The 21,494-nt window shown below is 70.5% G+C and carries 19 protein-coding genes; 11 read left to right on the top strand and 8 right to left on the bottom strand.

Annotated features, from left to right (window positions below):
* Positions 1-14: 14 nt before the first annotated feature.
* Positions 15-1,532 (bottom strand): cytochrome ubiquinol oxidase subunit I, encoded by a 1,518-nt coding sequence (locus NMN56_RS07090; RefSeq protein ID WP_274042917.1) that lies wholly within the window; start codon positions 1,530-1,532, stop codon positions 15-17.
* Positions 1,533-1,871: 339 nt separating this feature from the next.
* Positions 1,872-2,987, bottom strand: a complete 1,116-nt coding sequence (gene hisC / locus NMN56_RS07085; RefSeq protein ID WP_274042915.1) for a histidinol-phosphate transaminase — start codon at positions 2,985-2,987, stop codon at positions 1,872-1,874.
* 343 nt (positions 2,988-3,330) lie between these two features.
* On the opposite strand from hisC, the gene NMN56_RS07080 reads away from it, so the two are divergent.
* The 3 genes from NMN56_RS07080 to NMN56_RS07070 all read left to right on the top strand — a co-directional run bounded on the left by NMN56_RS07080 (position 3,331) and on the right by NMN56_RS07070 (position 7,189).
* On the top strand, positions 3,331-4,485 hold the full coding sequence (locus NMN56_RS07080) for a LacI family DNA-binding transcriptional regulator (protein WP_274042913.1): 1,155 nt from the start codon (positions 3,331-3,333) through the stop codon (positions 4,483-4,485).
* Between the two features lie 301 nt (positions 4,486-4,786).
* Positions 4,787-5,992: a metallophosphoesterase gene (locus NMN56_RS07075; RefSeq protein ID WP_274043115.1), complete on the top strand. Its 1,206-nt coding sequence runs from the start codon at positions 4,787-4,789 to the stop codon at positions 5,990-5,992.
* Between the two features lie 234 nt (positions 5,993-6,226).
* Positions 6,227-7,189: a hypothetical protein gene (locus tag NMN56_RS07070; RefSeq protein WP_274042911.1), complete on the top strand. Its 963-nt coding sequence runs from the start codon at positions 6,227-6,229 to the stop codon at positions 7,187-7,189.
* Positions 7,190-7,280: 91 nt separating this feature from the next.
* Here NMN56_RS07070 and NMN56_RS07065 read toward each other — a convergent pair whose 3' ends face one another.
* From NMN56_RS07065 to NMN56_RS07050, 4 genes are all read right to left on the bottom strand, one after another.
* Entirely contained in the window at positions 7,281-8,474 is a 1,194-nt protein-coding gene (locus tag NMN56_RS07065) for a cystathionine gamma-lyase (protein ID WP_274042909.1), read from the bottom strand.
* A gap of 31 nt (positions 8,475-8,505) precedes the next feature.
* Positions 8,506-9,492, bottom strand: coding sequence for a fructosamine kinase family protein (locus NMN56_RS07060; RefSeq protein ID WP_274042907.1), 987 nt, complete (start codon positions 9,490-9,492; stop codon positions 8,506-8,508).
* Positions 9,492-9,986 carry a low molecular weight protein-tyrosine-phosphatase gene (locus NMN56_RS07055; RefSeq protein WP_274043114.1) on the bottom strand — a complete coding sequence of 165 codons (495 nt, stop codon included), beginning with the start codon at positions 9,984-9,986 and terminating at the stop codon, positions 9,492-9,494. Before NMN56_RS07055 ends, NMN56_RS07060 begins: the two co-directional genes overlap by 1 nt.
* 68 nt (positions 9,987-10,054) lie before the next feature.
* Positions 10,055-10,432, bottom strand: a complete 378-nt coding sequence (locus tag NMN56_RS07050; protein ID WP_274042905.1) for a phage holin family protein — start codon at positions 10,430-10,432, stop codon at positions 10,055-10,057.
* Positions 10,433-10,492: 60 nt separating this feature from the next.
* Between NMN56_RS07050 and NMN56_RS07045 the strand changes: the two genes are divergently transcribed.
* Together NMN56_RS07045 and NMN56_RS07040 are read left to right on the top strand one after the other, a co-directional pair.
* Positions 10,493-10,810, top strand: coding sequence for a cupin domain-containing protein (locus tag NMN56_RS07045; RefSeq protein WP_274042903.1), 318 nt, complete (start codon positions 10,493-10,495; stop codon positions 10,808-10,810).
* Positions 10,811-11,098: 288 nt separating this feature from the next.
* On the top strand, positions 11,099-11,320 hold the full coding sequence (locus NMN56_RS07040) for a DUF5326 family protein (protein ID WP_274042902.1): 222 nt from the start codon (positions 11,099-11,101) through the stop codon (positions 11,318-11,320).
* Here the strand turns inward: NMN56_RS07040 and NMN56_RS07035 are convergent.
* The gene (locus NMN56_RS07035; protein ID WP_274042900.1) at positions 11,283-12,797 is read right to left on the bottom strand and encodes a YibE/F family protein; all 1,515 of its coding nucleotides are present in this window, start codon (positions 12,795-12,797) and stop codon (positions 11,283-11,285) included. The genes NMN56_RS07040 and NMN56_RS07035 overlap by 38 nt on opposite strands.
* Before the next feature lie 196 nt (positions 12,798-12,993).
* Here NMN56_RS07035 and thiC point away from each other — a divergent pair, with 196 nt between their 5' ends.
* The 6 genes from thiC to NMN56_RS07005 all read left to right on the top strand — a co-directional run bounded on the left by thiC (position 12,994) and on the right by NMN56_RS07005 (position 19,996).
* A complete protein-coding gene (thiC, locus tag NMN56_RS07030; RefSeq protein WP_274042898.1) occupies positions 12,994-14,799 on the top strand; it encodes a phosphomethylpyrimidine synthase ThiC in 1,806 nt (601 codons plus the stop codon).
* Between the two features lie 184 nt (positions 14,800-14,983).
* Positions 14,984-15,283, top strand: a complete 300-nt coding sequence (locus NMN56_RS07025) for a hypothetical protein (RefSeq protein ID WP_274042896.1) — start codon at positions 14,984-14,986, stop codon at positions 15,281-15,283.
* Complete coding sequence (locus NMN56_RS07020) at positions 15,270-15,902, top strand: DUF6879 family protein (protein WP_274042894.1); 633 nt, start codon at positions 15,270-15,272, stop codon at positions 15,900-15,902. Before NMN56_RS07025 ends, NMN56_RS07020 begins: the two co-directional genes overlap by 14 nt.
* 124 nt (positions 15,903-16,026) lie before the next feature.
* Positions 16,027-18,342 (top strand): ATP-binding protein, encoded by a 2,316-nt coding sequence (locus tag NMN56_RS07015; protein WP_274042892.1) that lies wholly within the window; start codon positions 16,027-16,029, stop codon positions 18,340-18,342.
* 216 nt (positions 18,343-18,558) lie between these two features.
* Positions 18,559-19,452 (top strand): LysR family transcriptional regulator, encoded by an 894-nt coding sequence (locus NMN56_RS07010; protein WP_274042891.1) that lies wholly within the window; start codon positions 18,559-18,561, stop codon positions 19,450-19,452.
* A 49-nt stretch (positions 19,453-19,501) separates the two neighbouring features.
* Complete coding sequence (locus tag NMN56_RS07005) at positions 19,502-19,996, top strand: NUDIX domain-containing protein (RefSeq protein ID WP_274042890.1); 495 nt, start codon at positions 19,502-19,504, stop codon at positions 19,994-19,996.
* Positions 19,997-20,093: 97 nt separating this feature from the next.
* Here the strand turns inward: NMN56_RS07005 and NMN56_RS43225 are convergent, their stop codons facing one another.
* Positions 20,094-21,473, bottom strand: coding sequence for a pyridoxamine 5'-phosphate oxidase family protein (locus NMN56_RS43225; RefSeq protein ID WP_430542489.1), 1,380 nt, complete (start codon positions 21,471-21,473; stop codon positions 20,094-20,096).
* Positions 21,474-21,494 lie beyond the last annotated feature (21 nt).

The following is a 21,494-nucleotide window of genomic DNA, read 5'->3' as shown; positions in this document are numbered from 1 at the left end:
AGTCTCCCCTCTCCTCAGTACGAGAAGGCCATGGGCCGGTCGGAATCGGTGTCTCCACCGATCTTGGTGGGCGGGTTGAGGTCGGACTCCGTCAGCTCGGGCGGTCCCGCCTTCACGTACTTCACGAGCAGCTTGACCTCGACGACGGCGAGGATCGCGTAGAGCGAGGTGAAGACGATCAGCGAGGTGAGCACCTCGCCCTGCGAGACGGTGGGCGAGACGGCGGAGGCCGTGGGCAGCACCCCGTAGACCACCCATGGCTGGCGCCCCGTCTCGGTGAAGATCCAGCCCCAGGAGTTGGCGATCAGCGGGAAGCCGAGGGTGAGCAGGGCGATGCGCCAGTACCAGCGGGTGAGCGCAGGACCGAGTTCCCGTTCCTTCGTCAGCGCCAGCCTCGGCACCTCGTCCGCCGTCGTACGCAGCCGTTCGCTGATCCACAGCTTGTTACGGGTGAGATAGAGCCCGACGATGCCGAGCGTGAAGGACGCCATCCCGAAGCCGATCATCCAGCGGAACGCCCAGTAGGCGACCGGGATGTTGGGCCGGTAGTCGTCCAGGCCGACGGTGTCCTTGTACTTCTCCTTGAGCGCCTTGTTCGTGTCGTTGATGCCGGGCACGGCCTCGTAGAAGTTGTCGTGCGCCAGGAAGGAGAGCACACCGGGGACCTCGATACCGACCTTGTTGTGGCCCTCGTCCACGTCCCCGTAGGCGAAGATCGAGAACGGGGCCGGCGCCTGGGTCTCCCACAGCGCCTCGGCCGAGGCCATCTTCATGGGCTGCTGCTCGTACATGATCTTGCCGAGCCGGTCGCCGCTGACGACCGTGAGCAGCCCGCCGATGACCAGCGTGACCAGCCCGAGCCGGAGCGAGCTGCGCATGACGGATATGTGCTTCTTGCGCATCAGGTGGTACGCCGCGATACCGACCATGAAGGCGCCGCCGGTGATGGCCGCGGCCGTCATGGTGTGGAAGAACTGCGCGAGCGCCGTGTTCTGGAAGAGGATCCGGAAGAAATCAGTCATCTCCGCGCGCCCGGCCTCCTCGTTGATGCGGTACCCGACCGGGTGCTGCATCCAGGAGTTGGCGGCGAGGATGAAGTACGCCGACAGGATCGTGCCGATCGCCACCAGCCAGATGGTCGCCAGGTGCAGCTTCTTGGGCAGCTTGTCCCTGCCGAAGATCCACAGACCGATGAACGTCGACTCCATGAAGAACGCGATCAGCGCCTCGAAGGCGAGCGGAGCACCGAAGACATCACCGACGAACCGGGAGTAGCTCGACCAGTTCATACCGAACTGGAACTCCTGCACGATGCCGGTGACGACACCCATCGCGATGTTGATCAGGAAGAGCTTGCCCCAGAACCTCGTGGCCTTGAGGTACTTCTCCTTGCCCGTACGCACCCACATGGTCTGGAGCACGGCGGTCAGCGTGGAGAGCGAGATCGTCAGGGGGACGAAGAGGAAGTGGTAGACGGTCGTGATGCCGAACTGCCATCGCGCCAGCGTCTCCGGCGCCAGAGCTAGATCCACGAGGCTTTCTCCTTCGGTTCGCGCCAAGCCCCCGAGATATGCCGTCCATAGGCAGATTTACTGGGACCAATAGACGCGGTCGTGAATGCGTTCACATTCACAAGCAACCCTACGCGCGCCCAATCCGGACATGTCACCGGGGGTCGCACACCCCAAAAAAGAGCACCCCCGCCGCAACAGCGACGGGGGCAAGGCGCCCCGAAGGGGCGCGCCAAGCCATGCCGGCACCTCCCTGCTCGAAGAGCTTGGGGGAGCACGGACAGCCCGCAAAACACAGCAAGGGGCACCCCCTCCCCGGACCGGAGAGGGGGTGCCCCACAAGGCAGCGCAAGGCAGGCGCTACATCTCCTTACGGAACCCCGCAGCGACCTGCACAAAGATGTCATTGGCCGCGGTCTCCCCGATGGAGACCCGTACGCCCTCCCCGGCGAAGCCCCGCACCGTCACCCCAGCCGCCTCGGCCGCCTCCGCGAAAGCGGAAGTCCGCTCGCCGAGCCGCAGCCACACGAAGTTGGCCTGCGACTCGGGCACGGTCCACCCCTGGGCCCGCAGCTCCCGGCCGACCCGGGTGCGCTCCTCCACGAGCGCACCCACCCGCTCCAGCAGCGCCGCCTCACTGCGCAGCGAGGCGACCGCCGCGTCCTGTGCGAGCTGGCTCACACCGAACGGCACCGCCGTCTTGCGCAGCGCGGCGGCCACCGGCTCGTGCGCGACGGCGAAGCCCACCCGCAGCCCGGCCAGCCCGTACGCCTTGGAGAAGGTCCGCAGCACACACACGTTGGGGCGGTCGCGGTAGATGTCGATACCGTCCGCGACCCGCTCGTCGCGGACGAATTCGCGGTACGCCTCGTCCAGCACCACCAGCACATCCGCCGGCACCCGGTCCAGGAAGCGCTCCAGCTCCTCGCGCGGGATGGCCACGCCCGTGGGGTTGTTGGGGTTACAGACGAAGATGAGGCGCGTGCGTTCCGTGATCGCGTCAGCCATCGCGTCCAGGTCGTGCTCCTCGGCCGCGGTCAGCGGCACCTCCACCGCGGTCGCGCCGGAGATCCGCGTGATGATCGGGTACGCCTCGAACGAACGCCAGGCGTAGATCACCTCGTCCCCCGGGCCCGCCGTCGACTGGATGAGCTGCTGCGCTATGCCGACGGACCCCGTACCGCTGGCGAGGTGCGAGACGGGCACGTCGAAGCGCTCGGCCAGCTCGGCCAGCAGCGCGGAGCAGGCCAGGTCCGGGTAACGGTTGAAGGAGGCCGCCGCTTCGGTCACCGACTCCAGCACTCCGGGCAGCGGGGGGTAGGGGTTCTCGTTGGACGACAGCTTGTAGGACACAGGCCCGCCGGCCGCGGCCGGGCGCCCCGGCTTGTAGCTGGGCACGCTCTCCAGCGCCGCACGCAGCCTCGGCGTCCCCGCGCTCCGGTTGTCCTGGCTCTCGTGCTCGGTCTTCTCACTCACCGCTGCTCCTCCTCGGCCGTCCCGTCCACACCAATACTCTTCACCCTAAGAGAATTCCCCCACCCGGCGTACGCCCTTTACGGGTCCCGTGGACGCACGCCCCTCGCGCTGGTGGCGAACGCGGTGGCGCGCGTCGCTCATCAAGGTGAGTTGAGACCTCTCCGCAACCTCGTGAATCCACCGGGGAGAAGGCCCTTCGGACCGGCCGCGAGGCCCGGCCTCCCCCACCGGACCTGGGCTTTCCATGGTCGGCTCGCGCTGTCGCTCATGCAGAAACGTGCCTGCCCCGACGGGCCCGCTTCCCTCCGCGCAGGGGCTCCTGCGGGCCTACGATCGGGTCGCCATGACAGCAGCAGAGAAGCATCAGGTGAGCCGGACACCGGCATCCCTCCCCCAGCCCCCGGCCGGGCGGCGTCCCCAGAAAGGCGGGGGGACCCGGCTGAACGGACGGGCAGGCATCAGGGATGTCGCCGCCGCGGCCGGTGTCTCCATCACAACTGTCTCCGACGCCCTCAACGGCAAGGGCAGGCTCCCGGACGTCACCCGCAGGCACGTCCGCGAGGTCGCCGAACGGCTGGGCTACCGCCCGTCGGCCGCGGCCCGCACGCTCCGTACGGGCAAGTCAGGACTGATCGGCCTCACGGTCACGACATACGGCGAAGAACCGTTCACCTTCACGGAGTTCGCCTACTTCGCCGAGATGGCCAGGGCGGCCACCTCGGCTGCGCTGGCGCGGGGGTACGCGCTGGTGATCCTGCCCGCGCCGGCCCGCCACAGCCCCTTCGACGTCTGGGCCAACGTCGCGCTGGACGGCACCGTCGTCATCGACCCGTCCGACGAGGACCCGGTCGTCAGCGAGCTGGTCCGCTCCGGGCTCCCGGTCGTCTCCGACGGGCGCCCCAGCGGCTCCCTCCCGGTCACGGCATGGGTGGACAACGACCACGAGGACGCCGTACGCGGCCTCCTCGACCACCTCGCCGAGTCCGGTGCCCGCCGCATCGGGCTGCTGACCGGCACCAGCACGGACACGTACACCCGGCTGTCCACCACCGCCTATCTGGAGTGGTGCGAACAGGTCGGGCAGGACCCGGTCTACGAGAGCTATCCCGCGCACGACCCCTGCGCGGGCGCCGTAGCGGCCGACCGGCTGCTGGCCAGGCCCGACAGGCCGGACGCCGTCTACGGCCTCTTCGACCCCAACGGCACCGACCTGCTCGCCGCGGCGCGCCGGTACGGACTGCGGGTTCCGGAGGACCTGTTGCTGGTGTGCTGCAGCGAGTCGACGGTCTACGCCACGACAGAGCCGCCGATCACCACGCTGTCGCTCAAACCGGGGCGCATCGGCAACACCGTGATCCAGCTCCTCATCGACGCGATCGAGGGGATCGGGCCCACGCTCCCGACACAGCGCGTGATGCCGACCGACCTCGTGGTGCGTACGTCCTCGCAGCGCCAGGGCGCACGGACCACGGTCAGCGCGCCGCGCGCGCCCGACTGACGGCTTCCCACCACGGCGGACAGCGAACTCCCGGGGTCCGAGAACCGGAGAATTCAGGAGGAATTCCCACCGCGCCGGTCCACCTCGCCAAATGCGGGCCCCGGGTGCGTCACAAGGCACGCTCAGCGTTCCTATGATTGGGTGCACCCCCGGTCGAAGGCTGGGGCGGACGACACCGGGACCGGCTCCCGACCTGGGAACAGTTCCCAGTCCGTTTCGACCAGCGGCTGGGAGAATCTCCATGGGCCGCGGGGCCCACACGGGGACGGGGGAGGTCCGGCGGGTGCACGGCGGCGGCGCGATGGTGGAGGGGTCGATGACTCAGGGGGCCGGTCAGGGACCCGACGTATGGAACGGCGGGACGGCGGCAGACGGAGCGGGCGCCCGCGCGGGCGAGCCTGCGAGCCGCCCTCCCCTCCGTTCCGTACCCGATGCCGCCGGCATGGGGCCCGGGGCCTCCGGGCCACCGCATGCGTCCGGCGCCTCCGATCCCGAGCCGGGGCCAGAGCCCGAGCCGGGGCAGGTGCCGGGTGCCGCGCCAGGTACGGAGGGCACCATGCCGCAGGAGTACACGCCAACGGCACGTGACCTCCCGGTCATCCGGGGCGGCGCCGAGGGTGTGCCCGAGCCCACCATGGTGGACGTACCGGCGGCGACGGCGGGGAACGACGGCGAGGGTCCGCTGTACGTCGTCGGGGACGTGCACGGCTATCTGAACGAACTCCGCGCCGCGCTGCGGCAGTTCGGGATCATCGACGCCGAGGACCACTGGATCGCGGAGAACGCCAGGCTCTGGTTCCTGGGCGACTTCACCGACCGGGGACCCGACGGCGTCGGCGTGATCGACCTGGTCATGCAGCTCTCGGCCGAGGCAGCTGCCGCCGGCGGGTACTGCAAGGCCCTGCTGGGCAACCACGAACTGCTGCTGCTGGGCGCCAAACGGTTCGGTGACACACCGATCAACTCCGGCGCAGGCACCGCCTCCTTCCAGGCGGCCTGGCTGCTCAACGGCGGCCAGCGCACCGATATGGAACGGCTGCGCGACCACCACCTCCAGTGGATGTCCCGGCTGGACGCCATCGCCCTCGCCGACCACCACCTGATGGTGCACTCCGACGCGTCCTGCTACCTCGACTACGGCCGCACGATCGAGGACGTCAACGACGCGCTCACCGAGGCGATTCAGCGCAACGACGCCGAGGAGACCTGGGACCTGTTCCGCAAGTTCACCAAGCGCTTCGCCTTCCGCGACGAGGAGGCGGGCCCGCCCGCCGTGCGGGAACTGCTGGACACCTTCGGCGGAAAGCGCATCGTGCACGGGCACAGCCCCATCCCGTATCTGCTGGGCCAGGTCGGCAGCGAGGACAGCGCCGACAGTGACGGCGAGGAGAGCGCACCGAAGGTGACGGGGCCGCACGTCTACGCCGACGGTCTCGCCGTCGCCATGGACGGCGGCGTCACGATGGCCGGAAAGCTCCTTATCGCGCAGCTGCCGCTTGTGCAGTGAGGGGGCGCACGGGGTGTTCGTTGACGCGCCTTTGATTCGCGCGCTGATTCCCGGGCAGACGTTTCCCCAGAAGTGATCGGCTGGGGGGCATCGCTGTAGCGGGTCAATTCTGGAAACTCTCTGTCACGGAGTGCCGGAAGCGCTCTACCATCGGCCTTGCCGAAACGAGTACTCCGCTTTGCTGACCTGCCCCGCCCTCGACCGGCCACCAGAGGCCCTACGGAGCATCGGGGGATGCACATGAACAGCGCTCCGCACCTGCTACGCGAAGACCGGCCCGAGTTCGAGCGGGTCCTCGACGAGGCTCTGCGAACCGCTCACCGACGCCCCGACCTGGCGGCGATCGGCCAACGGCTGAACGCCGAGCAACTGCGCACCATGGCGCTCAGTGCGGCCACTGCGATAGCCGCGTGCGCGGAGGCCGAGTACCAGCAGTTCGTACGGCTGCGCGAGGAACTGCGCCATCCCGACAACGCGCCCTCCGTCTCCGGCGGCGCCCCGGCCAACGGCACCGTGTCCCGGCTCGGTTCTGAGCCCGGCGCCGGCGCCCGGATCGAGCGCGGCGAGAGCGTAGGCGGCAGGCTCGCGGGCGCCATGGGCGGCGGCGGTGACGGACTCGCCGAGGCGACAGGCGCCGGGCTGGTCGCGATGGTCTCGGTGCTGGCCCCCGTGCTCGCGGGCACGGCAGCCGTCATCTTCCTGCTGCTGGGATACGCGCTGCATCTCCTCTCCCCCGAGCCCGCCGTCGCCGGACCGATCCGCAGCGTCGGCTGGGTGTTCGCCGCGCTGGCCGCCGCCGGGGTCCTCGTCGCGATGGCGGGCCTGCTGCTGGCCGCCCTGCGCAACGGGTCGAGCTCGGTGCGCGCGCAGGGGGACGCCAGAGGCGCGAAGGCCGGCGATCCGGGCGCCGGCGGCCTGGCCGAGGAGGTGGCCCTGGCGCGTACGGCCTGGCGCGAGGCGCTGATGGAGCGGGGCATCGTGCCGTTCCTGCGCGAGGCACTCGCGGACCCGAGAGGCTCCGAACAGGCGCCGACGGCATATGTCCCGGGGGAGCGGCGCACGTTGGGCTACTCCCAGCCGGGCTTCTCCAGCCGCCCCTCGTCCGAATCGCCCGACCAGTCCGAGACGCGGCCCCGCTTCTCCAGCCCCGATTTCTCCAGCCCGGACTACGGCGGCCCCGACCACCCGCCGTCCTGATCCCCGACCGCCAGGACCGTTCCAGCGCCCTGATCCGAGGACGCGCGCCCCGACCCAGCGCCCTGGCCCGGGGCGGGCCTGAACCGGAAGGTCAGCCGGGAGCCGTGCCGTTGGCCGCGGTGTCCAGGGCATGGCGTACGTCCCGTACGAGATCAGCGGCGTCCTCGACGCCCACCGAGAGCCGCACGAAGCCCTCGGGCACCTCGTCGCCGCCCCAGCGCCCGCGCCGCTCGGCCGTGGAGCGCACACCGCCGAAGCTCGTCGCGTCGCCGACCAGGCGCACGGCGGACAGGAACCTGTCGGCGAACTCCCTGTCGGGCAGCGTGAAGGAGACGACGCAGCCGTAGCGGCTCATCTGCCGTGCGGCGAGCGTGTGCGAGGGGTCGCCCGGCAGCCCGGGGTGCCGTACGTCGCTGACCTCCTCGCGGCTGAGGAGCGCCTCGGCGACCGCGAGCGCGTTGCCCGCCTGCCGCTGCGTACGGATGTCCAGCGTCGCCAGCGAACGGTGTGCCAGCCAGGCTTCCATGGGCCCCGGGATCGCGCCGACCGTCTTGCGCCAGGCCCGTACCGAGGCCGCCAACTCCGCGTCCCGGCAGGCGACATAGCCGAGCAGCACATCTCCGTGGCCCGTCAGCGCCTTGGTGCCGCTGGCGACGGACAGGTCGGCGCCGAGGTGCAGCGGGCGCTGTCCCAGGGGGGTGGCGAGGGTGTTGTCGACGGCGACGAGCGTGCCTCCCGCGTGTGCCGCCTCCGCGAGGCGCGCGATGTCGCACACGTCCAGGCCGGGGTTCGAGGGCGTCTCGATCCACAGCAGCTTCGCGCCGTCCAGCTCGGCGAGTTGGGCGTCGCGGCCGGTGGGCGCCGTACGTACCTCGACGCCGAAGCCTTCGAGCCGCTCGCGCAAGGAGGCCAGCAGGTTGTAGCCGTCGGAGGGGAGCACCGCCACGTCGCCCGGGCGCAGTTGGGACAGGAGCACCGCCGAGATGGCGCCCATGCCCGAGGCGAAGGCGACCACCTCGGTCCGCTCGTCCCCGGGGCACTCCAGCTCGCCGATCGCGCGCTCCAGGCCCGTCCAGGTGGGGTTGCTGTCCCGCCCGTAGGCGTACGGGGCGCCTTCCACCTCACCCGGCAGGTGATAGTGCGCGGCGAACACCGGCCCCGGCAGCGGGGGTTCGTAGGGCCGTTCCTCCGGGAGGCCGGCGCGGACGACGCGGGTGGCGTCCGCGTCGCCTGCGGGGCCGTAGTCGAGCTCCGGGCCCGTCAGGGGCTCGTCGTTCTGTGCCATGGAGGGCCCTTTCTGCTGGTCGGACGGGGGTTCAGGCCAGCGCCGCGCGGGCTGCGGCGCCGCTTTGAGCACCGTAACCGCCGCCGAAGAGGACGGCATGCGCCAGCAGGTGCTGCAACTGGTGGAGCGGTACACGCGCCGCCCTGCCTGGCACAGGGCGCACCTCCTCGTAGGCGGCGAGCAGCCGGGGCAGTTGCGGGGTGCCGAACAGGTCGAGCAGCGCCAGGTCCGTCTCGGGGTGGCCGCCCTGCGCTGCCGGGTCGATGAGCCGGGCGCGGCCTGCCCCTGATCCCGTCCCGGAGGTGTCCCCTGCCGCCCAGTGCACATTGCCGGACCACAGGTCGCCGTGGATGACGGCGGGCGGCTGCTGCGGGCCGGCCACGGCCTCGGCCGCCGCGCCGCCCTCGGCCAGGCGGGCGCACAGCGTCTCGACGGCGCGCGCGTCCGGGGCCGCGATACGGGAGCTGTCCACGGCGGCGCGCAGCAGGGGCAGCAGCCGGTGTTCCACGTGAAACACCGGCCATGCGGCCGGATCCGTGACGGGCTCCGCCGGTGAGGTCAGCGGGAGCGGGCCCAGATAGCAGGGCTCGCCCGGGGTGCCGTAGGACGGTGCGGGCGACGCGTGCAGCGCCGCCAGGTCACGGCCGAGGCGCTCGGCCTGCGCGGCGTCGGGAACGCCCGGCTCCACCCATTCCAGCACCAGCACATCGCGCCCGGCGCCGTACACCTCGGGCACCGCGACGGCCCCGGTCTCGCGCAGCCGTGCGAGACCGGCCGCCTCGGCGGCGAAGAAGTCGGACGGAGCACTGTCCAGCGTTTTGACGAAAGCGGCTGAGCCGTCGTCCAGGCCCACGTGGTACGCGTCGCAGATCGAGCCGCCGCCGACCGGGGTGGCGGAGACGACGGCCCGCGCGAGCAGTGCGCCCGCGCGGGCCACGGGGCCGGGCGGCCCGTCCTGCGCGGGCTGCCCTCCCGGTGCCGGCCGCCCGTGCCTTCCGGGCCCCGAGTGTGCGGACATCAGCGGGCCTCCCGCACCTCGACGGCCTGCGTGACCTCGTCCAGCAGTCCCGGAACGGCCGCCTCCACCATGGCCAGGCACACATCGAAGCCGTTCGCTCCGCCGTAGTACGGGTCGGGCACCCCGAGGTCGCCCTGGTCAGCCGCGGGGTCGTAGGAGCGTAGCAGCCGCACCTTCGCGGCCTCGGTGCTGTGCCGGGCCAGGGCGGTCAGCTCCGTCTCATGGCCCTCGTCGAGGGCGACCACCAGGTCGTACGTGTCGAACCAGTCAGGCTCGAACAGCCGCGCCACGTGGGCGAGTTCGTAACCCGCGTCCTCCAGTACGGCGTTCGTACGCGGGTCGGCCGGGTCGCCCAGGTGCCAGCTCCCCGTTCCCGCGCTGCCGACCTCCACCAGCCCGTCGAGCCCGGCGTCGCGCACCTTCGCGCGGAAGACGGCCTCGGCCATGGGGGAGCGGCAGATGTTGCCTGTGCACACGAAACAGACGCGGTACATCTCTTCCTTCTCCCGTCCTTCCTTCTCCGGTCCTTCCTTCTCCGGGTTCATGTCGGGCGGGGCCGTCATCAGTCCTTGTCCGGGAGCACCATGTGCAGCGCCCAGGACACGATCGAGATGATCAGGCCGCCGAGCAGCGCGGTGCCGAAGCCGTCCACGTGGAAGTTCAGGTCGAACTTGTCCGCCAGCCACGAGGTCAGCAGGAGCATCAGCGCGTTGATCACCAGCGTGAACAGGCCCAGCGTGAGGACCAGCAGGGGCAGCGAGAACAGCTTGACGATCGGCTTGACCACGAAGTTCACGACGCCGAAGATCAGGGCGACGAGGATCAGGGTCAGGGTCTTGTTGCCACCGTCGCCGCCGGTCAGCGAGATATCGCTGAGCAGCCATGTGGCCACGGCGAGCGCCGCGGCGTTGGCCAGCGTCTTGATGAGGAAATTCGTCATGCTGAGATCGTTACAGAAGCCGGCTCAGAAGTCTCAAGGGGTGCGGGGAGTGGGGCAGCGGTGAAGGCGTTCAAGTTGGAGGACCTCGAAGCCGAGAGGGCCGTCAACGACGGCGCGTATCTGACGTTCCTGCGCGAGCGGAACATGTCCGTCGGCCTCTACGCGCTCGACCGCGGCGCCGCCGACCGCCAGCAGCCGCACGGGCAGGACGAGGTGTACTTCGTCGTCAGCGGGCGCGCCTCGGTCACCGTGGGCGAGGAGACCGAGCCGGTCGCGCGGGGGAGCGTCGTGTACGTACCGGCGGGGGTGGCACACAAGTTCCACCACATCTCGGAGGACCTGCGCGTCCTGGTCGTCTTCTCGCCACCGGAGAGCTGAAGCCACCGCGGCGGGCGGCGGGAGTGCGGGCGCCAGGAGTGCGGGCCCGGCTGCCCAGGTCCCGCCCCCCGGCCCAGGCTCCGGGGAGTGCAGCCCTCCAGCCCCGGGGTGCCGCTCTCGGGGCGCCGTTTCAGGGTTCCGTAGGGGTCGGGTTCAGGGGAGGACCCGGGCTGCGGGCGCCCCGCCGGCTTGCCCCGCCGCCTAACATCGAGGTCAGAAGGCGGCATCACGACATCACCCGCGAACAGCCGGGAGCGTCCACGACGTTCCCAGAACGGAGCACACGTCATGGACGCGAAGGGCACACTCTCCGGCCTTCCCTGGTGGATCAAGTGGATCGCCATACCCGTGATCGCACTGGTCGTCTTCGGCGGCCTGATCGCCAGCGTGGTCGGTTTCCTCATCGGCGTACTGTTCAAGATCCTTCTCTTTGTCGCGCTCGTCGGCGGTGTCATCTACCTCGTACGGCGCTTCACTTCGGCTTCCTCCTCTTCCCGCGGCGACTGGTGAGCGGAGCACGCCCCGGCGCCACCTCGTCGAGCGTGCCCGGGCGTGGCACGGAGGGGCCGGGGACTCCCGGCGCCCCGGGCACGCCCTGCGCCTGGTCGCCCCGCGGGGCCCCCGGTACGGGCACGGACGGCACAGGGCCCGTGTGCTCCCCGGCACCGGGGCCCGCGGCGGGCGCCCGCCTCCGGTCGGCCGAGACCACCAGGGCCGCCAGCAGCGTCGTCACGGGGACCGAGGCCACCAGTCCGATCGAACCCACGAGCGTCCGTACGATCTCCTCGGAGACCACCTCGCTGGTGGCCACCATCGACACATCGCTGCGCGCGATCGAGAACAGCAGCAGCAGGGGCAGCGCGGCGCCCGCGTAGGCCAGTACCAGCGTGTTGACCACCGACGCGATGTGATCGCGGCCGATGCGCATCGCGGAACGGTAGAGCTTGCGCCAACCCGCCGTCGGATCCGCCTCCTTCAGCTCCCACACGGCGGACGTCTGGGTCACCGTCACATCGTCGAGCACGCCGAGCGAGCCGATCAGGACCCCGGCCAGCAGCAGGCCCTGGATCTCGATGTTCGGGTACAGCCCGTGCACCAGGCCCGTCTGGTCGTCCGTGTTGCCCGTCAGCTGCGCCCAGCCGATGAACAGGGAGCCCAGCAGCCCGATCAGCAGCAGCGAGATCAGCGTGCCCAGCACCGCGACGGACGTACGCGCCGACAGCCCGTGGCACAGATAGAGCGTCGCCAGCATGATGGCGCTGCCTCCGACCACCGCCACCACCAGCGGGTTCGAACCCTGAAGTATCGCGGGCAGGATAAACAGCGTCAGCACGGCGAAGCTCACCACGAGCCCCACCAGTGCCAGCACTCCGCGCAGCCGGCCCACCAGCACCACCACGAGTGCGAAGATCACGGCGAGCAGCACCATGGGCACGTCGCGGTTCGCGTCGATGACGCTGTACTGCAGCTCGCGTGGCGCCTTCTCGGCGTACGCGACGACGACCTTCTGACCCACGGTGAACTTCCGCGTGGCGTCCGGCGTGACGACCTCGGTGAAGCGGTGGCCGTCGTCCCTGCCCTTGGTGACCTCCACGGTCGCCTTACGGCAGCCGTCGGCGCCTCCGGAGGCGCCCTGCCCGCCCTGGCCCCCCTGTTCGCCGCCGGGAGCCTGACCGCCCGCGCCACCGCCCGCGCCACCCGCGCCGCCGGAGCCGCCGGACTGCGAGGGCTGTCGTACGTTGACGTCCTCGCAGTCCACCTCGGTCAGCTGCGTCACCTTCGCCGGGTACGTGGGCCGGTCGAAGCCGACGCCCGAGTGGTCGTGCGGATGCCCCGGCGCACCTCCCGGCCACAGCGTGACCAGTCCGGCCAGCACCGCGACGGCGAACGGGATCAGCACGGCGCCGATCACCTTGCGCAGGTGCCGGGAGACGGGTGCGGGGGGACCGTGGCTGTGGCTGTGGCCGTGCGAATGGGATTGGGTCACCGACCGATCATCGCAAGAACGTCCAGGCGGGGTGTTCAGCACGCGCGTTGTGCCGTTAGCGTAGAGACGCCTTTGCACATCGCGGGAGCTCCGAGCACGGGGCTGAGAGGGCGCTGATGTCCGTGGACCCCACGGAAACGGCTGCGCCGACCGCCGAACCTGTTACCGGGTAATGCCGGCGTAGGGAGTGGGTCTCATGACCGCGCAGGACGCACACGCGCATGCGGAAACCGCGATCGGATCGCACAAGGGGTACCTGGAGGGACCGCGTCCCGACATGCGGATCCCGGTCCGTCGCGTACATCTCACCAACGGCAAGGACGTGACGCTCTACGACACGTCAGGCCCGTACACCGACCCCAACATCGAAACCGACGTACGCCGCGGCCTCGCGCCGCTCCGCGAGAACTGGATCATCCAGCGCGGGGACACCGAGGAGTACGCGGGCCGCGAGCTGCGGCCCGAGGACGACGGCCTCAAGCACACCTCACCGCGCGGCGGTCTGGTACGCGGCGGTACGACCGACCTGGCCGGCCTGGACGCGGTCTTCCCCGGCCGGCCCCGCCAGCCGCGCAGGGGCCGCGACGGTGCCTCCGTCAGCCAGCTCGCGTACGCCAAGCGCGGTGAGATCACGGCGGAGATGGAGTACGTCGCCGTCCGCGAGAACCTGTCGGCCGCTTTCGTACGCGACGAGATCGCGGCGGGCCGGGCCGTTCTCCCGGCCAACGTGAACCACCCGGAGACCGAGCCGATGATCATCGGCAAGAACTTCCTGGTGAAGGTCAACGCCAACATCGGCAACTCCGCCGTCACCTCCTCCATCGAGGAGGAGGTCGAGAAGATGACCTGGGCGACCCGCTGGGGAACCGACACCGTCATGGACCTCTCGACGGGCCGCAACATCCACACGACCCGCGAGTGGGTACTGCGCAACTCCCCCGTCCCCATCGGCACCGTGCCGCTCTACCAGGCACTGGAGAAGGTCGAGGGCAAGGCGGAGGAACTCTCCTGGGAGGTCTACCGGGACACCGTCATCGAACAGTGCGAGCAGGGCGTGGACTACATGACCGTGCACGCGGGCGTCCTCCTGCGCTACGTCCCGCTCACCGCGCGCCGCAAGACCGGCATCGTCTCGCGCGGCGGCTCCATCATGGCCGCCTGGTGCCTGGCGCACCATCAGGAGAGCTTCCTCTACACGCACTTCGCCGAACTGTGCGAGATCCTGCGCACCTACGACGTCACCTTCTCGCTCGGCGACGGACTGCGCCCCGGCTGCATCGCCGACGCCAACGACGAGGCGCAGATGGCCGAGTTGGACACCCTCGGCGAGCTGAACCGCATCGCCAAGGACCACGACGTACAGACCATGATCGAGGGCCCGGGCCATGTCCCGATGCACAAGATCAAGGAGAACGTCGACCGCCAGCAGCGGATCTGTGACGAGGCGCCGTTCTACACCCTGGGCCCGCTGACGACGGACATCGCCCCGGCGTACGACCACATCACCAGCGGCATCGGCGCCGCCATGATCGGCTGGTGGGGCACCGCGATGCTCTGCTACGTCACGCCCAAGGAACACCTCGGTCTGCCCGACCGCGACGACGTGAAGACCGGCGTCATCACCTACAAGATCGCGGCACACGCCGCCGACCTGGCCAAGGGCCACCCAGGGGCGCAGGACTGGGACGACGCGCTGTCCGACGCGCGCTTCGAGTTCCGCTGGGAAGACCAGTTCAACCTCGCCCTCGACCCCGAGACGGCCCGCGCCTACCACGACGAGACCCTCCCCGCCGAACCCGCCAAGACGGCCCACTTCTGCTCCATGTGCGGGCCGAAATTCTGTTCCATGAAGATCAGTCATGAGATCCGCGCGAAACACGGTTCCGATCTCTCGGACCGTGCGGACCTCTCACCGGACGAGGTGGAGGCCGGAATGGCGGAGAAATCACGGGAGTTCGCCGCCGCAGGCAATCGCGTCTACCTGCCCCTGGCCACCGACTGACCGTCTGAAGCGGTTATTCGGGCCGTACCGCAACACCCTTGCAGAACTCCCATGCGGAACTGGGGCCACGGGGAACACCTGTGGCCCCAGCGCCGTTCCCGTCCCATTGCGGTCGGTGAGGGTGGCTCGTACACTCTGTCACCGACAACTCCGCTTCACACACGCCCGTGACGGAGGAACAACGATGGACCCTTCTGTGGACTCCCCCAGGGAACCCCATTGGGAAGCGGACCCGTCCGCGACGATCGTTCGACGATTAGGGAAATCCCCGCGCGAACTCGGGAACACGAATGACGACGACACCTGTCCTGATATCTGGCAGCTCGACAACGGCGACATAGCCGTCATCGGGCGCGATCTCACCTCTGCCTACAGGTCCCGCCTGCCCGCTGACGCCCACATCGCAGAGGGCGAGCGGCTGGTCGTCATTCCCGGCAACACTCTGAGCGCGGCGAAACCGGACATCCCTGATGCTTCGTCTTGAGCATCCCGGCCTCGACATCTCCCGAGGCGAACACCTCTCCTCCCACGCGTACCGACAGGACTTCCGTGACCTGCGCTGGTCGGTCGACGGCCGGGACTGCTGGAAGCTGGAGCGCAGGCAGACCTTCCAGGAGCCGTCCAACGCCAGCTGGCAGGCTTTCTCCCGAGGCGATCTGGTCACCGCCTCGCGCCTCATCGAGCGGTCCCGCGACGGCCTGACCGAACTGGGACGTACATCGGAACGGCACAGGTCCCATTTCTTCCGGGTACGCGTCGTGGAAAAACCCCTCACGCCATATCTGCGGTGGGAGCTGAACTCGCTGCGCGTACGTGCCGAACTCCTGGGAGGAATCCGCGTGGTGAGCCCAGAACACCTCGCCACAACGGAATCGGAAGAACCACTTCCGGAAATCGTCACCCTCGCAGGACACACCCTCTACCAGATCCTCTACGACGCCGGGGGAATTCTCGAAGGCGCCGTGAGAGTCACCGATTCCGCCGCCGTCACCCGCTGGGAGGAGTTCATCGGCGAACTCTACGAGAGAGGCGAGGAACTGGAATCCTATTGCGCCCGCGAAGTACCGGATCTGACCGGTCTCCCCTGCTCACAACCGGAGTAGAGCGATCAACGAGGACAGGAGCGGAGAAGGGCACCCCAAGGAACCCGGCGGTCCTCGGGGTGCGGGCCCTCACCTGTCCGGCTCGGCGGGAGACGTCGTCCAGGCACGCGACGTCAGCGGCGGCGTGCACTTCCACACCGCGCCGCCCTCCGCACACCGCAGCGGGCCCCCCACCCCACGCCAACTCCCGGGCGACGTAAGGGGATTCGTCAACCGGAGCGAGGAGATCCAGCGCCTCGACGCCGTACTGACCGACGACGAAGCCGAACCCCTCCTCGTGTGCGTCTGCCTCATCGCGGGGACGGCGGGCGCCGGCAAGACCTCCCTCGCGCTGCGCTGGGCACACCTGACCCGTGCCCGTTTCCCCGACGGACAGCTGTATGTGAACCTGCGCGGTTACGACCCGGGGGCGCCCGTCACCGCGCAGGAGGCGCTCTCCCATTTCCTGCGCGCCCTCGGCGTCCCCGCCACCGCGATCCCCGCCGACGCGGAGTCCCGGGCCGCGCTGTACCGCTCACTGCTGGCCGAACGGCGCATGCTCGTCGTCCTCGACAACGCGGCGACCGTCGCCCAGGTACGGCCCCTGCTGCCCGGCGCCGCCGGCTGCCTGGCCATCGTGACCAGCCGCAGCAGGCTGTCGGGGCTCGCCGTACGGGACGGTGCACGGCGGATCACGCTCGGCACGCTCGCCGAGGAGGAGGCGGTAGCGCTGCTGCGCACCATCACGGCTGAGTACAGGCCGTACGACGACGCGGACCGGCTCACCGAACTGGCGCGGCTGTGCGCACACCTCCCCCTCGCCCTGCGCATCGCGGCCGAACGCGCGGCCACCCACCCCTACATGAGCCTCGACGACCTCGTCAGGGACCTGCGCGACGAGTCCGCGCTGTGGGACGCGCTCACCGTCGGCGACGACGAGGAGGCCGAGGCCGTACGCACGGTCTTCGCGTGGTCCTACCGGGCGCTGCCCGAGGATGCCGCCCGGCTCTTCCGCCTGCTCGGGCTGCACCCCGGGTCGGAGTTCGGCACCCCGGCAGCGGCAGCGCTCGCCGGCGTCGACACGGCGGGCGCCCGGCGTCTGCTGGACGTACTCGTCGGCACACACCTTCTCGCGCAGACCGCGCCCGACCGCTTCGAGTTCCACGACCTCCTGCGCGCCTACGCCATCGACCAGGCACGGAACGAGGAGCCGTACGAGGGCCGTGAGGCCGCGCTGCTGCGCATCCTGTCCTGGTACCTCCACACCTGCGACGCCGCACGCCGCCGCGTCAAACCCGATGAACCGCCGGTCCCCCTCGACCCGCCGCCCGAGGGCGTCGAGCCGCTCGCGTTCGCCGACCACGAAGAGGCCGTGCGCTGGTACGAGCAGGAGCGCGTCAACCTGCTCGACGCCGCGCGCACGGCCGAGCACATCGGCCTGGACGGCCTCGCCTGGCGCTTCCCCGCCCTGTTGCGCCCGGTGCACGCGCGTCTCAACCCGTTCGAGGAATGGTTCGCGATGGGCGAGACCGGACTGCGCGCAGCGCGCAGGGAAGGCGACAGGTTCGGCGAGGCGGAGGTACTCAGCAGCCTCGGCAAGGCCGCCGCACAGTCCCAGCGCCTCACCGAGGCGACCCGGCATCACGAGGAGGCGCTCACCATCCGGCGGGAGCTGGGCGACCGGCTCGGCGAGGCACTCGCGCTCAACGCACTCGGCCTCGTACAGCTGCGAGCCCGCTCGCTGCAAGCCGCCCGGGACACGTTCACCCGCGCCCTGGACCTCTTCCAGGAGACGGGCTCCCCGCACTGGGGCCCGACGCTGACCACCAACCTGGCCACCGTCGCCTACGAGGCCGGGCGGCTCCCCGAAGCCCTCACTCTGGTGCAACAGGCCCTCGCCCAGCACAGGGCACGAGGCGACGAGCGTGCCGAGGCCAACGCCCTGCACCTGCTGAGCGGCGTGCAACGCGAACAGGGCCACACCCACGAGGCTCTCCTGTCGGCACAGCACGCCGTGGACATCGCGCGGCGCTTCGGCAACAGGGCGTGGGAGGGGTTCTGGCTGCTGGAGCTGGGCGCCGCCCAACTCGCCGCCGAACGCGCCGACGAGGCGCTCGTCTCCTACCAGCGTTCCGCCGCCCTCCACCGCGTCCTCGGCGACCGCTCACGTGAGGCACGGGCCTGGCACGGGGCGGGCAACACCTACGCCGCGCTGCACCGCTTCGAGGAGGCCGCCGCCTTTCAGCGGCGTGCCGCCGCCGTTCACCGTGAACTCGGCGACCCTTGGCAGACGGCGCTCGCACTCAACGGTCTGGCCCACGCGCTGCGTCGGTCGGGTGCCGACGCGGAGGCCGGCGTGCACGCGGGGGAGGTGGTCCGGCTGGTCGCTCCGTACGGCGATCCGCGTGCCGGACATCTGCGTGCGGGGAGCGGTGGAGGGCCTGGCATGGGAGGGTCCTGAGCGGGTCATGCGGCCGGCTTCGGGTGGGCGCGTGCGAGGAGAGGGGCGGTTCGTGGCTCCCCCCTCGTGTCACGAACCGCCCGGCGCTACGCGCGAAGCAGCGCTCACACAAGGCTAGTTGACTCTGCGTCAGTGTCCAATCACAGTATCGACATAGACCTATCGAGATATTTATCGTTGCGAACCCTCAGTGACCGAAGCGGAGTCGGAGGCGCTATGGACCTGGCCCTGCTGCGCACCTTTCTCGCGGTGCACCGGGCGGGGTCGTTCACGCGCGCAGCGGCGTTGCTCGGGCTGTCGCAACCGGCCGTGACCGGGCAGATCAGGTCTCTGGAGCGGCAGATGGGCAGGCCGCTGTTCGTGCGGCAGGCGCGTGGGGTGGCGGCGACCACGGTGGGTGAGGAGCTGGCGCACAGGGTCGCGCCGCATCTCGACGCGCTGATGGAGATCACCGAGAGCAGGCTCGGTGAGGAGGCCACGGGGCGCACGCTGTATCTCGCCGGGCCCCCGGAGTTCACGTCGCTGCGCGCCCTGCCCGCGCTGGCGCCGTTGGTGGAGCGCGGAATGGCGTTACGGGCCGCGTTCGGTTCGGCGGAGGAGAGCCTGGACGGGCTGGCGGCGGGCCATTACGACCTGGCGCTGAGCACGGCGCGTCCCCGTGGCGAGCTGATGAGCACGACTCCGCTGTGCGACGAGGAGCACATCCTGGTGGCGGCTCCCCGCTGGGCCGCACGGCTCAGCGCCGCCGTGCTGCGCGCGAAGGGGCCGGGTCCGCTGGAGAGCGTGCCGGTCATCGACGTACACGAGAGCATGCCGCTGGCCTCGCGTTACTGGGGCGCGGTGTTCGACGCCGAGCCCGTCCGTACCGGCGCGCTGGTCGCACCGGATCTGCGCGCCGCGCTGGAGTGCGTCGCGGCGGGAGCGGGGATGGCGGTGCTGCCCCGCTACCTGTGTACGGAGGCACTGGAGACGGGGCGGATCGTCGCGCTGTACGACCCGCCGGTGCCGCCGCTGCGGACGTACTTCCTGTCCGTACGCGCCGGTACGCTCGCGCTCCCGCACATCGCACGTGCCCACGAATGGCTGTTACGCGCCGCCGTGCACTGGTGAGGCGCGCAGGCCGGGTTTGGCGCCCCCGCCACCGGCGAAACCTTCTCCCATGACCGACGAGAGCCCGGTGGTCAAACGCACCGCACGCGCCATCCTCTTCGCGGACGACGGACGCCCCGGAGAGCTGATCCTCATCAAACGCACCAAGCCCGGGCTTGCTCCGTACTGGATCACCCCGGGCGGCGGCGTCGAACCCGGCGTCGACCGCACGGTCGAGGACGCGCTGCACCGCGAGGTCGACGAGGAACTGGGCGCCAAGGTCGCCGATGTCGTCCCGGCCTTCGTGGACACGGTGCGCGACCCGGAGGAGACGCCCGGGGGCGTGAAGGTGCAGCACTTCTTCGTCTGCCGCCTGGTCTCCATGGACCCCGGGCGCCGGCACGGCCCCGAGGTGGAGGAGCCCTGCGGGGAGTACGAGATCGTGCGCGTCCCCTTCACCCCCGCGGGTCTCACCTCCGTCGAGGTCGTCCCGCCGACGCTGCGCTCCTACCTCGCCGCGAACATCGAGGGCGTACGGGCACTGCTCGCCCCCGACCTGACCTGACCTGTCCTGACCTGAACGCCCGCCGATCCAGCACCGGTCAGCCCGCCCACCCCGTCCTGCCCTGTCCCGTCCTGTCCTGTCCTGTCCCGGGCGGCCCTTACCCGAACCAGCCCTGGAACGGGGCAGGTTCGTGCTCAGCTCCCCTGCGGCGGGCCTCGGCCAGGGCGCGTTCGGCCTGCTCCCGCCATGCGGACACATCGCGTACGGGGCCTGCCGTATCGCTCTCGGTACGCGCGGAGATGGCGGCCGAGACGGCGAAGGGCGCGGTGGGCTGGGCGGGTTCAGCGGACGGAGAAGTGCCCGCGCCTGAGGGCGGCGCGGCCGGTGTGAAGGAGCCGTTCCCGTGCCCGGGCATGGCCATCGGCCGGGGATCCTCGCGCGGCCCGGGCACCTCGTGCGTGGCGTGCGGCCGGCGTTGGCCCGGTACCGCATGCCCACCGGTCAACTCACGGGCCCCGCCTGGCTCGCGCGCGCCGTCCGGCTTGCGGGCGCCGCTTGCATCGCGGGCTCCGCTTGGCTCGTCTGCCTCACGTGCTGAGAGCGAAGCGCCGACCTCGACCGCCTCGTGCGTCTCTGGCACGTTCCGAGTCTCGGGCGCGTTCCGGTTCTCTGGCACATCCCGAACCTTGGGCACGTTCATGATCTCGGGCACATCCCAAGCCGCCGCTACCGGCTCCCGAGCAGCCTCCGCCTCCCGGGTCCGGCCCGGCTCCTGAGCCACCCCGGACTCCCATGCCGCTCCCGTCACCGGTCCGGCCCCCGCGACCCGTACGCCCCCCGCGACCCGGGTGTCACGCCCACCGCTCACGTCCCCCGCGTCCCGCGCATCCCGCGCATCCCGCGCGGCGCCGAAGAAGTCGCCGCCCTTCCGCTTGTAGTCGTCGGTGCCCCAGTCCCGTGCGGCACGCCGGGGTGCCTTCTGGAGGTGGGGTATGTGCTTGGCGCAGTGGATGTACGCCTCCTGCACCGTCACCCGCACCCACAGCAGCGCACGGCGGCCGGGAACGGGGTCGTCCGGCAGATCGGGGACGGTGGCGCGCAGGTCGGCGTCCTCCATGACCTCGGCAGAACCGTTTATGTGCAGCCCGATCCTCGCCCGTACGAAATCGATGAGGAGGATGCCCAGATGCGGGTTGTCCTGGATGTTGCCGAGGCTGGCATGGACGCCGTTGCCCCGGTACTCGGGGAACACCAGCGTCCGTTCGTCCAGCACCCGTAGAAATCCGGGCGGTCCCGCGCGAAAACTGCTGTCACACTCGCCGTTCCGGTCGGACGTGGACAGGAAGAACATCTCCTGCTGACGCGTGAACTCCCGCATCCGCTCGTTGAGATGGTCGAGCACCTGCTCGTCGTAGAACCGGTCGGCGCGGCCACTGGAGCCGATCCGCCGCTGAAGGGCGTGTTCGCCCTCACTTCCCGGCCGTGGCCGCCCGGCCCCGTGCGCCATTCCCTCACCGTCCGCCGTACTCGCCGTCACGCCGAACTCCCCTTCCCTCAA

Source organism: Streptomyces iconiensis (assembly GCF_028657195.3).
GTDB classification, from domain to species: domain Bacteria; phylum Actinomycetota; class Actinomycetes; order Streptomycetales; family Streptomycetaceae; genus Streptomyces; species Streptomyces iconiensis.
Note: the sequence above shows the minus strand (reverse complement) of the source record. Positions and strands in the feature narration are given on the sequence as shown.